Consider the following 13,770-nt stretch of genomic DNA (forward strand, 5'->3'; position numbering starts at 1 on the left):
CCTAACGCATACAACGCCTTGATCGTGGACCTGCCGCCCTTACCCGAACTCAACGAGCGTAACCAGAACGGCATCACGGGCCTGGGCCATGTGCTGGATCCGGGCGCTATCGACGTATCGCACGGCACGATTCTTTATCTCGAAGACGTGACCGTGAGCTTCGATGGTTTTCGCGCGCTGAACAAGCTGACGTTGTCTATCGACGTCGGCGAACTGCGCTGCGTGATCGGCCCGAACGGCGCGGGCAAGACCACGATGATGGACGTCGTCACCGGAAAGACCCGTCCGGATTCGGGGAAGGTTTTTCTCGGGCAGACGTTCGATCTGTCGCGCATGTCGGAGCCGGTGATCGCGCGCACGGGTATCGGGCGCAAGTTCCAGAAGCCCACCGTGTTCGAGAATCATCCAGTCTGGGAAAACCTCGAACTCGCGATGAAAACCGACAAGGGATGGCTCGCATCACTCAGGTCGAAGCTGGATCGCGAGGCGCAGGCGCGCATTGAAGAAACGCTGGAACTGATCCATCTCGAAGCCGACGCCACGCGCTTCGCCGGCGAGTTGTCGCACGGCCAGAAGCAGCGTCTGGAAATCGGCATGCTGCTGATGCAGCAACCCGCACTGCTTCTGCTCGATGAACCCGCCGCCGGCATGACGGATCACGAGACCATGCAGCTCGCCGAGTTGCTCAACAAGCTGCGCGGCACCTGTTCGATGATGGTCGTCGAGCACGACATGGAATTCGTCGCGGCGCTGTCCGGCGAAACAGGCCGCGTGACGGTGATGGCAGAAGGCAGCGTCCTCGCGCACGGCACGCTCGACGAAGTGAAGCGCAACGAGAAGGTGATCGAGTCGTACCTCGGCCGCTAATTTGGCCAACACGGGAATCCAGAAATGCTCGAAGTCGATTCACTCAACCAGTTCTACGGCGGCAGCCACATCCTTCGCGATGTGAAGATGACCGTGCCCGATGGAAAACTCACCGTACTTCTTGGCCGCAACGGCGTGGGCAAGACTACTTTGCTGCGCTGCCTGATGGGCGTCGTCCCCACGAAAAGCGGCACGATTTCATGGCGCGGCGCGAAGATTTCATCCATGCCGACTTACAAGCGCGTATCGAGCGGTCTTGCTTATGTGCCGCAAGGACGCGATATCTTCGGGCGGCTGACGGTCGAGGAAAACCTTCTGGTGGGCGCGGCGAGCCGCAAGTCGCCATCGAAAGTACCGGACCGGATCTACGAGCTTTTTCCCGTGCTCAAAGAGATGAAGCATCGGCGCGGCGGGGATTTGTCGGGCGGCCAGCAGCAACAGCTAGCGATTGGCCGCGCGCTGATGAGCGAACCGCAACTGCTGATTCTCGATGAACCCACCGAGGGCATTCAGCCATCGATCATTCAGGATATCGGGCGCACGTTGCGCCAACTCGTCGATGAAATGGGCATGACCGTGTTGCTCGTCGAGCAGTACTACGACTTCGCACGCGAACTCGCCGACCGGTATTGGGTAATGAGCCGCGGCGAGATTGTCGCGGGTGGCGCGGGCGCGGATATGGAAGCGCAAGGCGTGCGGGAGTTGATCGCTGTCTGACGCACGCCGTAACATGGCGGCTCGTCCCGATCTTTGACGCCTTATGCATCACGAACCTATCGCTGCACTCTTGCCCTTGCCCGACGCTGACGAATGGCATGGCAAACTCGAACTTGGCTTCACGCAACAGTCGCCGGCGCGTACGGCGCTTACGCATCGCAGGCATGTTGGCCCATTGCGCATGCAGCGCGCGCTGTACCCGGAAGGCGATGCCATCTGCCACGCGGTGATCGTGCATCCGCCGGGCGGTGTGGCGGGCGGTGACCGGCTGGCTATCGATATCGATCTGGCCGCGCAAACGCACGCTGTCATCACCACGCCCGGCGCGACCAAGTGGTACAAGGCGAACGGCAAGCTCGCCACGCAGCGCATCAACATCCATGTTGGCGCGAACGCGAAGCTCGACTGGCTGCCGCAGAACAACATTGTGTTCGAGTCGTCGAATGTGGCGCTGGATTTCACGCTGACGCTGGATGAGACCGCCACGGCTATCGGCTGGGACGCAATGCAGCTGGGCCGTCAGGCAGCGGGCGAACGATGGTCCGAGGGAAAGCTCGCCTCGATCGCCCGCATCAAGGACAACACAGGCCGGCTGCGCTGGTTCGAACGCACGCTGCTCACGGCCGACGATCCGCTGCGCAAGGCGCCGCAAGGTCTCGCCGGTTTTCCTGCTTACGGCACGCTCTGGGCAATCGGTTCCGCTTGCGACGACGCGCTGGCGGAATCCATCGCCGCAAATATCCCCTTCAACGACACCGTCCGCGCCGCCGCGTCGTGCGTGACGCCGGGCGTTCTGATCGTGCGCGCCGCGAGCCATTCCATGGAGCCGCTACAGCTTTTGATGACGCAATGCTGGTCAACGTTGCGTCCGATCATTCACGGCATCGATGCAAAACCGTTGCGGCTTTGGACTACGTAGCCGGGTAAGTACGCAGAAAACTGGCACCACGAGAGCGCATAAAAAAGCCCATAATTTGTGCATCGCTCAAACACGTACGACGCACAGCCTTTACCATCAAGGCGCAAACCCGGTGGCACGACTCTCGCTTAAACACCTTTCCGACGAGTGCATCCAATAGACGATACGCACCGCGCCACACAGCCTCAAGGAAAGCAGACAAATGATCAGCACGCTTCGCCGCACCGCCCTTCGGTTCGCATTCAGCACGCTCGCCTCCGCCCTTCTCGCCATTCCGGCGCTCTCCCTGACCTCGATCACCGCCCACGCCGACGCGCTCGACTCCATCACGAAAGCCGGCACGCTCAAAGTCGCGGTGCCGGAAGATTACCCGCCATTCGGCGCGGTCGGCGGGGACATGAAACCGCAGGGCTACGACATCGATATGGCAGCGCTGCTCGCCAAATCGCTGGGCGTGAAGCTGGAGTTGGTTCCCGTGAACAGCGCGAACCGCGTCCCGTACCTGACGACGAACAAAGTGGATCTCGTGATTTCGTCGCTGGGCAAAACGCCGGATCGCGAGAAGGTCATGGACTTTTCCGCCGCATACGCGCCGTACTTCCAGGGCGTATTCGGTCCCGCCGATATCAAGGTCACCGGCCCGGCCGACCTGAACGGCAAGACCGTCGGCGCGACCCGTGGCGCGCTCGAAGAAATCGCGCTGACGCAAATGGCGCCGACCGCAAATATCAAGCGCTTCGAGGACAACAACGCGACCATCCAGGCGTTTCTCTCGGGTCAGGTCCAGTTGATCGCGGCGGGCAACATCGTGGCGGCGGCGATCCTCGCGAAGAATCCGCCGCGCCGTCCGGAACCGAAATTCGTGATCAAGAACTCGCCGTGTTTCGTCGGCATGAACAAGAACGAACCGCGCCTGCTCGCCAAGGTCGATGCCGCCATTGCCCAGTCGAAGAAGGACGGCACGCTCGAAGCCATGTCGCAAAAGTGGTTCAAGGCGCCGCTGCCGGCCGGTCTGTGAAGTCTGAAATCTCGCTCGATCATCTGAAATAAAACAACAAGGCGCCGGTCAATGGCATATCAACTTCAGTTCGGCGACCTCGGGCAGTACGCCGGCATGTTCGTGAGCGGCGCGGCGGTCACGCTGGGGCTCACCGCTGTATCGACGGTGCTCGGCCTCACGGTCGGCATCCTCGGTGCGGCGGGCAAAGGCAGCAAATATCCGGCGCTGCGCTCGTTCGTGGGCGGCTATGTGGAGGCAATCAGAAATACGCCGTTCATCGTCCAGTTGTTCTTTGTGTTCTTCGGGCTGCCGGCGCTGGGAATCCGCATCGATGAATACGTCGCGGCCGTCCTGGCAATGACGCTGAACCTCGGCGCGTATTCGGTCGAGATCATCCGCTCGGGAATCGCGGCCGTGCCTAAAGGACATCTCGAAGCGGCGGCATCGCTTGCGATGACGCGCGGCGAGACCTTCCGGCACGTGGTCCTGCCGCAAGCCATCGCCAAGGTGTTTCCGGCGCTGACCAGCCAGATCGTGATCACGATGTTAGGTTCGGCGGTCGTATCGCAGATATCGGTGTCTGATTTGACATACGCGGCGAGCTACATCCAGTCGCGCAATTTCCGCGCGTTCGAAACCTACTTCCTGATCACCGCGATGTACCTCGTGATGGCGATCATCCTGCGCTTTCTGCTCAACGAAGCCGGCAGGCGCATGTTCGCCCGCAACATGCGAGGCGCGCGATGATCGAATTCACCTTCGAACAGATCCTCACCAACTTGCTGCTCGCGGCGCGCTGGACGATCGTGCTGTCGATCGTCTCGTTCGTGGCGGGCGGGATCGTGGGCTTCGTGCTGCTGGTGATGCGCGTATCGAGTTCGCGCGTGTTGCGGACTATCGTGAAGGTCTACATCGAGATCTTCCAGGGCACGCCGCTCCTGATGCAACTGTTCCTCGTGTTCTTCGGCCTGCCGTTGCTCGGCGTTGAAGTTCAACCCTGGATCGCGGCAACGGTCGGACTCACGCTGTTCACGAGCGCGTATCTCGCCGAAATCTGGCGCGGCTGCGTGGAAGCGGTTCCCAAGGGTCAATGGGAAGCATCGTCGAGCCTTGCGATGAACTACTTCGAGCAACTGCGTCACGTGATCATTCCGCAAGCCACGCGCATCGCCATTGGGCCTACGGTCGGTTTCGGCGTGCAGGCCGTGAAGGACACGGCGCTCGTCTCGATCATCGGCTTCACCGAACTCACCAAGGCCGGCACGATGATATCGAACGCGACCTTCCGGCCGTTCGTGGTCTACGGCCTCGTTGCGGTGATCTACTTCGTGATTTGTTATCCGCTTACCCGTTACGCGCGCACGCTCGAAAGGAAATGGAATGCCGCTCGTTGAAACTCAAAACCTCAAGAAGCAATTCGGCACGAACCAGGTCCTGAAGGGCATCGATTTTTCGGTGGAACCGGGACAGGTGGTGGCGATCATCGGGCGCAGCGGCTCTGGCAAGAGCACCTTGCTGCGGACCTTGAACGGACTTGAAAGCATCGACGAAGGATCGATTGAAATCGACGGCGAACACATCGATGCTCGTCACGCCGACCTGCGCGCATTGCGCCTGAAAGTGGGCATGGTGTTCCAGCAGTACAACCTGTTCCCGCATCTGACCGCAGGTCAGAACGTGATGCTCGCGCAGACGGTGGTCAAGAAAGTCCACAAGGCGAAGGCACGCGCCACCGCCGAGCAGGTGCTAGAACGCGTGGGCCTCGCCGATAAATTCAACGCCTATCCCGAACAACTATCGGGCGGACAACAGCAACGTGTGGCAATTGCACGCGCGCTGGCGATGAAACCCACCGTTCTTCTCTGCGATGAAATCACGTCAGCGCTCGACCCCGAGCTCGTGGGCGAAGTGCTGGCCGTGGTCGAAAGCCTCGCCGCCGATGGCATGACGCTCATCATGGTCACGCACGAGATGCGTTTTGCACGGCGGGTATCGAACAAGGTCGTGTTCATGCATCAGGGACGCGTGTGGGAAAGCGGCACGCCGGAAGAGATTTTCGAGCGGCCGACGACCGTCGAACTCCGCAAGTTCATACAATGAAATCGTAGGGAAGCGATGCTAGGATTCTTCAAAAATCGCGTCCTGACTAAAACACGTCCAAGCCATGAAGCTAACTCACCGCGAAAAAGACAAGCTGCTGATCTTCACCGCCGCATTGCTGGCCGAACGCCGCCGTGCACGCGGGTTGAAACTCAATTACCCGGAAGCCGTCGCCTTTATTTCGGCGGCATTGATGGAAGCGGCGCGCGACGGCCGCACGGTCGCCGACGTCATGCACTACGGCACCACCCTCCTCACGCGCGATGACGTCATGGACGGCGTGGCGGAAATGATTCCCGACATCCAGATAGAAGCCACCTTCCCCGACGGCACCAAGCTCGTGACCGTTCACCATCCGATCCCCTGATTCCCTGAAGGAGCCGCGCATGATCCCGGGCGAATATCTCATCGACGATGGTGAGCACGAACTCAACGCGGGCCGCGAGACGGTGTCCGTGACGGTATCGAATACTGGCGACCGGCCCGTGCAGGTCGGCTCGCATTTTCATTTCTTCGAAGTCAATACGGCGCTCACGTTCGAACGCGCTAAGGCGCGCGGCTTCCGGCTGAACATTGCGTCAGGTACGGCAGTGCGCTTCGAGCCGGGCCAGGAACGCACGGTCGAACTCGTGGCGCTTGCCGGCGACCGCAAGGTGTTTGGCTTCAACGGCCTCGTGATGGGTCCGCTTTGATCTCTACTTCAGGATTATTGAAATGACGCTACGCATCGGACGCCGCGCCTACGCGGAGATGTTCGGCCCGACCACCGGCGACCGCGTGCGTCTCGCCGATACCGACCTGCTGATCGAAGTCGAACGCGACTTCACCACCTATGGCGAAGAGGTGAAATTCGGCGGCGGCAAGGTGATTCGCGACGGCATGGGCCAGTCGCAGCGCGTGCATGCCGAAGTCGTGGATACGGTCGTGACGAACGCGCTGATCCTCGACTACTGGGGCATCGTGAAGGCGGATATCGGCATCAAGGATGGACGCGTGTTTGCCATCGGCAAGGCGGGTAATCCGGATATCCAGCCGGGCGTGACGATTGCGATTGGCGCCGCCACCGAAGTGATCGCAGGCGAAGGGATGATCGTGACGGCGGGCGGTATCGACTCGCATATTCACTTCATCAGCCCGCAACAAATCGATGAAGCGCTGGCCTCGGGCGTGACGACCATGCTCGGCGGCGGCACGGGTCCCGCGACCGGCACGAACGCGACCACGTGCACGCCAGGTCCGTGGCACCTGGAACGCATGCTGCAAGCCGCCGATGGCTGGCCGGTCAACCTCGGCTTTCTCGGCAAGGGGAACGTGAGCTTGCCCGCGCCTGCCATCGAACAGATCAAGGCCGGCGCGATTGGGCTAAAGCTGCACGAGGACTGGGGCACGACGCCCGCGGCCATCGACAACTGTTTATCCGTTGCCGACGATACCGATACGCAAGTCGCCATCCACACGGACACGCTGAACGAAGCAGGGTTCGTGGAGACGACCGTCGCTGCTTTCAAGGGCCGCACGATCCACACGTATCACACCGAAGGCGCGGGCGGCGGCCATGCGCCGGACATCATCAAGGTCTGCGGCGAGTCGAACGTGCTGCCTTCCTCGACGAATCCTACGCGGCCGTACACCATCAACACGCTCGATGAACACCTCGACATGCTGATGGTCTGCCATCACCTGGATCCATCCATTGCGGAAGATATCGCGTTCGCCGAATCGCGCATTCGCCGGGAGACCATCGCCGCCGAGGACATCCTCCACGACCTGGGCGCGTTGTCCATGCTGTCGTCGGATTCACAAGCAATGGGCCGTGTCGGCGAAGTCGTCATGCGCACGTGGCAGACCGCGCACAAGATGAAAACGCAACGCGGCGCGCTGCCCGAAGACAACGCGCGCAACGATAATTTCCGCGCAAAACGCTACATCGCCAAGTACACCATCAACCCGGCGATCACGCATGGCATCGCGCATGAAGTGGGTTCCATCGAAGCGGGGAAATGGGCCGACCTCGTGTTCTGGGAACCGGCGTTCTTCGGCGTGAAACCCGCGATGATCTTGAAGGGCGGCATGATCGCCGTCGCGCAGATGGGCGACCCGAACGCGTCGATCCCGACGCCGCAGCCGGTGCATTATCGCGAGATGTTCGCAACGCGCGGCGGGGCGCTGGGCAAGACATCACTGACCTTCGTCTCGCAGATGGCGCTGGATGACGGCATCGGTGATAAGTACGGTCTGAAGAAACAGGTGGTCGCGGTGAAGAACTGCCGGAATATCTCGAAGGCCGACATGATTCACAATGCGTACAGGCCGTCGATCACCGTCGATCCCGAAACGTACCAGGTCGTAGCCGACGGCCAGTTGCTCACCTGCGAGCCGGCAACCGTCCTGCCGATGGCGCAGCGCTACTTCCTTTTCTGAGACCTCAATGCGCACGATCGACAAACGTATCGAAGCGAAACTGGCTGCGCCGCTGATCAAGCGCGCGCCGACGCTCACCCTCACCTTCGATGACCGCTGCAAAAGCCGCCTCGCCGCCACGCTGGACAACGGTGAGGAAGTGGCGCTGGTGCTGCCGCGCGGCACGGTACTGCGCGACGGCGATATCCTCGTTGCCGACGATGGCGGTCTGGTTCGCGTGATCGCCGCTCCGCAAGACGTGCTGGTGGTTCACGCGCACGACCCGGTCACGCTCACGCGTGCCGCGTACCACTTGGGCAATCGCCACACGCCGGTGGAAGTGGCTGCGGGACAATTGAAACTGGAAGCCGATCCGGTGCTGGAAGACATGTTGAAGCGCCTCGGCGCGCAGGTGGATCACGCACTGACGCAGTTCCAGCCGGAAACGGGCGCGTATGGCGGCGGCCACAAGCACGGGCATGACGAAACGTTCGTGGAAGACTATGCGCTCGCGCAAAAAGTTTTCGACGAACATCACGGCCACTCGCACGATCACGCGCATGGGCACGATCACGGCGACCATTCGCAATGCTCGCACGGGCATGAAGGCCATGAAGGGCACGACCACGGTCATGCGCACCGCTGAACTCACGGCGCTTCTGCACCTGGCGTCGCCGGCGTTGCCTATCGGTGCGTTCAGTTATTCGCAGGGTCTGGAATCGGCGATAGAACATGGTTTTATCCACGATGGCGACAGCGCCCGCGACTGGATTGCAAGCGGCCTGACGAACGTGCTGGCGCGCGGCGAACTCCCGTTCCTTGCGCATCAGATGAACCGCTGGCTGACGCACGACGCCGCCGCACTCACCCAAGCCGACGAAGAATTCCTCGCCAGCCGTGAATCGGCGGAATTGCGCCGCGAGACGCAGCAAATGGGCTGGTCGCTTGCGCAGTTGTGCACGCAACTCGAATGGGGCGACGCCGCGCGCCTCGCCACGCTCAACGCGATCAAGCCGGTCTCGCAGCCAACGGCATTCGCGTTCGCCGCCTATGCCCACGATGCCGCGCCCGACGCCACCCTCGCCGCCTACGCCTTTGCGTGGGTGGAGAATCAGGCGGCAGCAGCGTTGAAAGCCGTGCCGCTCGGCCAGATCGCAGGGCAACGGATCATCGTGGCGCTGCGCGATCCCATTGAAACCGCAGTCCAGCGGGCGCTCGCGACCTCGCCCGACGAAATCAACACCTTTGCGCCGCAACTCGGCATTCTTTCCGCACGTCACGAGTCGCAATACTCGCGCTTATTCCGCTCCTAGCTCAAATCCATGAACGCACCTGTCTATTCCGCCGCGGCACGCCGCACCAAAAAACTGCCGCCGTTGCGCGTAGGCGTGGGCGGCCCGGTCGGCTCGGGCAAGACCACGCTGCTCGAAATGCTCTGCAAGGCGATGCGCGAAAAATACGACCTCGTCGCCATCACGAACGACATCTACACCAAAGAAGATCAGCGACTCCTCACGGTGGCGGGCGCGTTGCCAGCCGAACGCATCATGGGCGTGGAAACGGGCGGCTGCCCGCACACCGCCATTCGTGAAGACGCGTCGATCAACCTGGAAGCCGTCGACCAGATGATCGAGCGCTTTCCGGACGCGGATATCGTGTTTATCGAATCGGGCGGAGACAATCTCGCGGCCACGTTCAGTCCGGAATTGTCGGACCTGACCATTTACGTAATCGATGTCGCCGGCGGAGAAAAAATCCCCCGTAAAGGCGGCCCGGGTATCACCAAATCCGACCTTCTGGTGATCAACAAGATCGATCTCGCGCCTTACGTGGGCGCAAATCTCGACATCATGGCCTCCGATGCCAAGAAGATGCGTGGCGAACGTCCTTTCGTGATGTGCAACCTGAAAGCGCTCGACGGGCTCGATCAGGTGGTGAGTTTTATCGAAAAGAAGGGATTGTTGAAGGTTTGAACCCCGGCATGGGCAAGTCCGGGACGCGGGGAAACTGCGTCGGGTATGTCGAGTGCGTTAGGATATTGCCTTCATTATTCCTATGGCCGTAGCCAGCAACTAGGAGAATTCCGATCGACAGTCCCGCCGACACCGCCGTGATACTGGAACGCGCTTCCGTGGCCTCTTCCGCGCCTGCCAAGGCCGCAGAACAGTCTTCGGGCCGCGTTTCCGTGCTGTTTCATGTCGCGGATTTCAACGACGGCGGCATCGAGACTTCGCTGATGCAATGGTTACGCATCTTCGAGCGCGCCCGCTATGCGGTGACGCTCTCGGTGATGTTCACATCGCCTGCGTTCGAGCAGCGATTTCGCGCGCAGATTCCACCGGACGTAGCCGTCGAGATCCTGACCGACAAACCCTGGCTCAATACCTTTCAAAAGCGCCGCTACGCGCATACGCTCAGCAAGCTTGGCCGCGTCGGGCGCGATGTGTTCAACACGCTCGCCGTGCGTCCGTACGTGAAAGCGCGCGTGGCCGAGTTGGCGCAGCGTAACGACATCATCATCGACTTCGACATGTCCTTGCGCCGGCTTGCCGGCCGCTTCGGCACGGCGTGGCTTGGGGTGAATCACTTCAGTTTCGATGCCCGGCTCGGCGGCCGGCGCCGGAAAATGAAGCGCATGCTGGCCCAATACGGCCGCTACGACGGCATTGCGGCGCTGAACCGGCACATGGCTGAAGAAGCGACCGCGCTCTTCGACGGACATCTGCGCAACGTGTTCGTGCTGCCGAACGCCATCGATATCGACCGGATTCGCGAGAACGCCGCCGCTCGGGAAACGCCGCCATGTCCCGGGCCGTACATAGTTTCGGTGGCGCGGCTCGATGAGATCCAGAAGGATCACCGCACCTTGCTGCGTGCGTATGCGCGCCTTGCCGCGACCCATGAAGGCGCGCTGAAGGAAGACCTCGTGATCGTGGGCGATGGCGGCTTTCGCGCCGAGCTGGAAGCGCTCGCGGCTGAGCTGGGCGTGGGGGAACGCGTGCACTTCACGGGGTATCGGAACAATCCGCACGCGGTGGTCGCGGGCGCGAGCGCGCTGGTGCTGAGTTCGCGCTACGAAGGCATGCCGATGGTCCTGCTCGAGGCGCTGGCGCTCGGAAAACCGGTGATTTCCACCGATTGCCCGACAGGACCACGCGAGATTCTCGACGATGGCAAGTTCGGCTTGCTGGTTCCCATCGGCGATATCGACGCGATGGCGCTGGCGATGTCGCGTCTGCTGCTGGACGACACGCTACGCGATGGCTTCATGCGCGCGGCGTCGGGGCGCGCGCGGGACTACGGGCTCGAAGCCAGCAACGAGCGGTTTGTGGCGTGTCTTGAGCGGTTGCTGGCGGGAAGGCGTTAGCCTCGGCGTCAGCAACCGCCGGCTCGTGCTTCACGCCGGATCGTGTATTGAAAAGCCGTTTCCTGCTTCCTCGGCATTTGCCCGCAACAACACCCCCAACGCATCCACCGTCCTCGCCGTCGCTCCGCGATGCTTCGCCGCGAATGCCGATGCCGCCGCGCTCATTGCCAGGCGGCGGGGTTTATCGGTGAAAAGATCGCGCAGGCCACGCGCCAGTGCTGCCGGGTCGCTGACACGCAACGCCGCGCCTTCCGCGATCGCATCGTTGGTTGCCTGCGTGAAGTTGAACGTATGCGGCCCAATCAACACCGGCACCCCCGCTGCACACGCTTCGATCAAATTCTGCCCGCCCAACGGCAGCAAACTCCCGCCAATAAACGCCACATCCGACGCCGCGTAATACGCGCCCAACTCGCCCATTGAATCGCCGAGCAGGACGTTGATGTCCAAGGGCAAAGGCGGCGCGGCATCGATACCCGATCCGGCCGCGGTCGCCCGTCCCGCCCACGTCGAGCGCCGGGCCTGGGTCAGCGCAGCGCCGTTGATCAGTGCGGCGACTTCATCGAAACGTTGCGGATGACGCGGCACGAGAATCAGCAACGCATCGGGCACGTGGTTTCGCAGCGCGGTGAACGCCTGCAGGACCAGCGCCTCCTCGCCTTCGCGCGTGCTCGCCGCCACCCAGACCGGCCGGCCGCCGATCGCCGCGCGCCACGCATGGCCGCGTGCGGCGAGTTCGGGCGGTGCGGACATATCGAACTTGAGGTTGCCGAGCACCGCGATGTTGCGCGCACCCAGCGCGCCAAGGCGTTCGGCGTCGGAAGAAGTCTGGGCCAGAACCCGCGTGAAACCGCCGAACACTTCGCGCGTTGCGGTGCCGAATTTCGCCGCGCGCTTGAACGAACGCGCCGACATCCGCGCGTTCGTCAGCACCAGTGGAACGCCGGCGTGCTTGCACTCATCGATGAGCGTCGGCCAGACCTCCGTCTCCATCACGATGCCAATCGATGGCCGCCACGCGCGCAAAAACCGCCGCACGAGCGACGGGGAGTCATAGGGAAGATAACTGCGCGATACACGCTCGCCGAACAACTGCTCGCCGGTCGCGCGACCGCTCGGCGTCATGTGCGTGAGGAGAATGCGGGCGTCGGGAAACGCGCGCTGCAACGCTTCGATCAATGGTTGCGCCGCGCGTGTCTCGCCCACCGATACCGCGTGAACCCAGATCAGCGGCGAAGGATCGTCGCCACGACGCGCGGGGCCAAAACCGAACCGCTCGCCAATATGCTCGCGATACCCACGCTCCCGCCGCGACCGGATCAAAAGCCGCAGTACGGCAAGCGGCGCGACGATCCACCATAGCGCGCGATACACGAGCCTCAGCATCGGCGCTCCGTCGAGGACTGAAGCCGGGCGGCGCTCAAACCAGCGCCCTTCCCTTCAGGCGCTGCAAGATGCCGAGCGGCGCGCATTCAGGCTGCACCATCGCGTTCACCGGAAGGAAGAAGGTTTGCTCCATCATGTACTGGCCGGCCATTACGGCGTGCGAGGTTTGATCGGAGAAACATACCCAGACGCAGCCGGGCGGAAACGGCATTTCCTGCTGCGGCGAAGTCTTTTGATAACCAAGGTCCGCTTTCATTGAATCGTGCAGATGAAGCATCAGGTGATCGTATTCGCTGCGAGGTGTCTTGGTGATTTTCAGCAGGTTCATGAGCCACGCGGAGCCGGGAACCGGCGATTTTATCGATGGCAAAAAGCGCTTTGCCATGTCTTCGAACGGCTCGCCGACCCGCCACACGCGCGGGGCGCCATCCGGATTCACATTCGTGAACACGCGCAGGATGCGCTCGCCGTAATTGGGCCGCGACGGGAAGGCATCGACGTGAAGACGGCTGTCGTCCTTGCGCCACGACGTCTCGCGCGTTTCCACCTGGTGCAGCCGCAGACTTGTCGGCGCCACGCGCAGCTTGCCGCGATATTCGGGAAAAAGGCCATCCACGAGCGAGCGCGCGTTCGCCTGATAGCGCGCGACCAGCGCACGCACGGCGGATTGCGTGACGGCGTCGCCAAGCACGCCGACGAGCGCGCCGCCGTTGGGCGCGAGGCTGATGTTCTTGCGTTGTGGATCGGCGACCTTGGGGTCGAGCAGCGCGCGCTCGCCACCTTCGATCGCAAACGCCAGGTTTGGAAAGTACAGCACCTTGCCGCGTTCGACACCGGCCAGCAGCGCTTCGCGCGGCACGGAGAGCTGTTGGCCCTGCCAGTCGGCGGAAACGACTTCGATGATTTGAGATTCGGTCATGAGCCTTCGATTGTTTGGATGAGCGAGGGAACGGTCAAGCTGGAAACGCGCTTCCATTCGACGAGTGAGCCGCATTTTCGCTCAAACCGGCCGCA

The 13,770-nt window shown here is 62.0% G+C and carries 16 protein-coding genes; 14 read left to right on the forward strand and 2 right to left on the reverse strand.

The annotated features are described in order from the left end of the window. Nucleotides 1–72 precede the first annotated feature (72 nt). The 14 genes from urtD to AX768_RS11520 all read left to right on the forward strand — a co-directional run bounded on the left by urtD (nt 73) and on the right by AX768_RS11520 (nt 11,370). Nucleotides 73–867, forward strand: a complete 795-nt coding sequence (urtD, locus tag AX768_RS11455) for an urea ABC transporter ATP-binding protein UrtD (RefSeq protein WP_231941382.1) — start codon at nt 73–75, stop codon at nt 865–867. Nucleotides 868–891: 24 nt separating this feature from the next. Continuing rightward, nucleotides 892–1,584 (forward strand): urea ABC transporter ATP-binding subunit UrtE, encoded by a 693-nt coding sequence (gene urtE / locus AX768_RS11460; protein ID WP_062000057.1) that lies wholly within the window; start codon nt 892–894, stop codon nt 1,582–1,584. A gap of 43 nt (nt 1,585–1,627) precedes the next feature. Further along, nucleotides 1,628–2,503, forward strand: a complete 876-nt coding sequence (locus tag AX768_RS11465; RefSeq protein ID WP_062000058.1) for an urease accessory protein UreD — start codon at nt 1,628–1,630, stop codon at nt 2,501–2,503. A 202-nt stretch (nt 2,504–2,705) separates the two neighbouring features. Continuing rightward, nucleotides 2,706–3,521, forward strand: a complete 816-nt coding sequence (locus tag AX768_RS11470; protein WP_062000059.1) for a transporter substrate-binding domain-containing protein — start codon at nt 2,706–2,708, stop codon at nt 3,519–3,521. A gap of 51 nt (nt 3,522–3,572) precedes the next feature. Next, entirely contained in the window at nt 3,573–4,250 is a 678-nt protein-coding gene (locus tag AX768_RS11475) for an amino acid ABC transporter permease (RefSeq protein WP_062000060.1), read from the forward strand. Continuing rightward, nucleotides 4,247–4,897 (forward strand): amino acid ABC transporter permease, encoded by a 651-nt coding sequence (locus AX768_RS11480; protein ID WP_062000061.1) that lies wholly within the window; start codon nt 4,247–4,249, stop codon nt 4,895–4,897. Before AX768_RS11475 ends, AX768_RS11480 begins: the two co-directional genes overlap by 4 nt. Further along, the gene (locus tag AX768_RS11485) at nt 4,884–5,603 is read left to right on the forward strand and encodes an amino acid ABC transporter ATP-binding protein (protein ID WP_062000062.1); all 720 of its coding nucleotides are present in this window, start codon (nt 4,884–4,886) and stop codon (nt 5,601–5,603) included. Before AX768_RS11480 ends, AX768_RS11485 begins: the two co-directional genes overlap by 14 nt. A 64-nt stretch (nt 5,604–5,667) precedes the next feature. After that, a complete protein-coding gene (gene ureA / locus AX768_RS11490; protein ID WP_062000063.1) occupies nt 5,668–5,970 on the forward strand; it encodes an urease subunit gamma in 303 nt (100 codons plus the stop codon). Between the two features lie 19 nt (nt 5,971–5,989). Further along, nucleotides 5,990–6,295 (forward strand): urease subunit beta, encoded by a 306-nt coding sequence (locus AX768_RS11495; RefSeq protein WP_062000064.1) that lies wholly within the window; start codon nt 5,990–5,992, stop codon nt 6,293–6,295. A 22-nt stretch (nt 6,296–6,317) separates the two neighbouring features. Then, nucleotides 6,318–8,024 carry an urease subunit alpha gene (gene ureC, locus AX768_RS11500; RefSeq protein WP_062000065.1) on the forward strand — a complete coding sequence of 569 codons (1,707 nt, stop codon included), beginning with the start codon at nt 6,318–6,320 and terminating at the stop codon, nt 8,022–8,024. 7 nt (nt 8,025–8,031) lie between these two features. Continuing rightward, nucleotides 8,032–8,649 (forward strand): urease accessory protein UreE, encoded by a 618-nt coding sequence (ureE, locus tag AX768_RS11505; protein ID WP_062000066.1) that lies wholly within the window; start codon nt 8,032–8,034, stop codon nt 8,647–8,649. Next, nucleotides 8,636–9,316, forward strand: coding sequence for an urease accessory protein UreF (locus AX768_RS11510; RefSeq protein WP_062000948.1), 681 nt, complete (start codon nt 8,636–8,638; stop codon nt 9,314–9,316). Before ureE ends, AX768_RS11510 begins: the two co-directional genes overlap by 14 nt. A 9-nt stretch (nt 9,317–9,325) precedes the next feature. Beyond that, nucleotides 9,326–9,976 carry an urease accessory protein UreG gene (ureG, locus tag AX768_RS11515; protein WP_062000067.1) on the forward strand — a complete coding sequence of 217 codons (651 nt, stop codon included), beginning with the start codon at nt 9,326–9,328 and terminating at the stop codon, nt 9,974–9,976. Between the two features lie 212 nt (nt 9,977–10,188). After that, nucleotides 10,189–11,370: a glycosyltransferase gene (locus AX768_RS11520; protein ID WP_062000949.1), complete on the forward strand. Its 1,182-nt coding sequence runs from the start codon at nt 10,189–10,191 to the stop codon at nt 11,368–11,370. 30 nt (nt 11,371–11,400) lie between these two features. Here AX768_RS11520 and waaA read toward each other — a convergent pair whose 3' ends face one another. Then, on the reverse strand, nt 11,401–12,756 hold the full coding sequence (gene waaA, locus AX768_RS11525; RefSeq protein WP_062000068.1) for a lipid IV(A) 3-deoxy-D-manno-octulosonic acid transferase: 1,356 nt from the start codon (nt 12,754–12,756) through the stop codon (nt 11,401–11,403). 34 nt (nt 12,757–12,790) lie between these two features. After that, nucleotides 12,791–13,675 carry a Kdo hydroxylase family protein gene (locus AX768_RS11530; RefSeq protein ID WP_062000950.1) on the reverse strand — a complete coding sequence of 295 codons (885 nt, stop codon included), beginning with the start codon at nt 13,673–13,675 and terminating at the stop codon, nt 12,791–12,793. Nucleotides 13,676–13,770: the final 95 nt, after the last annotated feature.

Source organism: Burkholderia sp. PAMC 28687 (genome assembly GCF_001577465.1).
Taxonomy (GTDB): domain Bacteria; phylum Pseudomonadota; class Gammaproteobacteria; order Burkholderiales; family Burkholderiaceae; genus Caballeronia.

Bases quoted from the DNA above. Each gene is read 5' to 3' on its own strand.
- urtE (WP_062000057.1), top strand. From the start codon at position 892: ATGCTCGAAGTCGATTCACTCAACCAGTTCTACGGCGGCAGCCACATC.
- AX768_RS11465 (WP_062000058.1), top strand. From the start codon at position 1,628: ATGCATCACGAACCTATCGCTGCACTCTTGCCCTTGCCCGACGCTGAC.
- AX768_RS11470 (WP_062000059.1), top strand. From the start codon at position 2,706: ATGATCAGCACGCTTCGCCGCACCGCCCTTCGGTTCGCATTCAGCACG.
- AX768_RS11475 (WP_062000060.1), top strand. From the start codon at position 3,573: ATGGCATATCAACTTCAGTTCGGCGACCTCGGGCAGTACGCCGGCATG.
- AX768_RS11480 (WP_062000061.1), top strand. From the start codon at position 4,247: ATGATCGAATTCACCTTCGAACAGATCCTCACCAACTTGCTGCTCGCG.
- AX768_RS11485 (WP_062000062.1), top strand. From the start codon at position 4,884: ATGCCGCTCGTTGAAACTCAAAACCTCAAGAAGCAATTCGGCACGAAC.
- ureA (WP_062000063.1), top strand. From the start codon at position 5,668: ATGAAGCTAACTCACCGCGAAAAAGACAAGCTGCTGATCTTCACCGCC.
- AX768_RS11495 (WP_062000064.1), top strand. From the start codon at position 5,990: ATGATCCCGGGCGAATATCTCATCGACGATGGTGAGCACGAACTCAAC.
- ureC (WP_062000065.1), top strand. From the start codon at position 6,318: ATGACGCTACGCATCGGACGCCGCGCCTACGCGGAGATGTTCGGCCCG.
- ureE (WP_062000066.1), top strand. From the start codon at position 8,032: ATGCGCACGATCGACAAACGTATCGAAGCGAAACTGGCTGCGCCGCTG.
- AX768_RS11510 (WP_062000948.1), top strand. From the start codon at position 8,636: ATGCGCACCGCTGAACTCACGGCGCTTCTGCACCTGGCGTCGCCGGCG.
- ureG (WP_062000067.1), top strand. From the start codon at position 9,326: ATGAACGCACCTGTCTATTCCGCCGCGGCACGCCGCACCAAAAAACTG.
- waaA (WP_062000068.1), bottom strand. From the start codon at position 12,756: ATGCTGAGGCTCGTGTATCGCGCGCTATGGTGGATCGTCGCGCCGCTT.
- AX768_RS11530 (WP_062000950.1), bottom strand. From the start codon at position 13,675: ATGACCGAATCTCAAATCATCGAAGTCGTTTCCGCCGACTGGCAGGGC.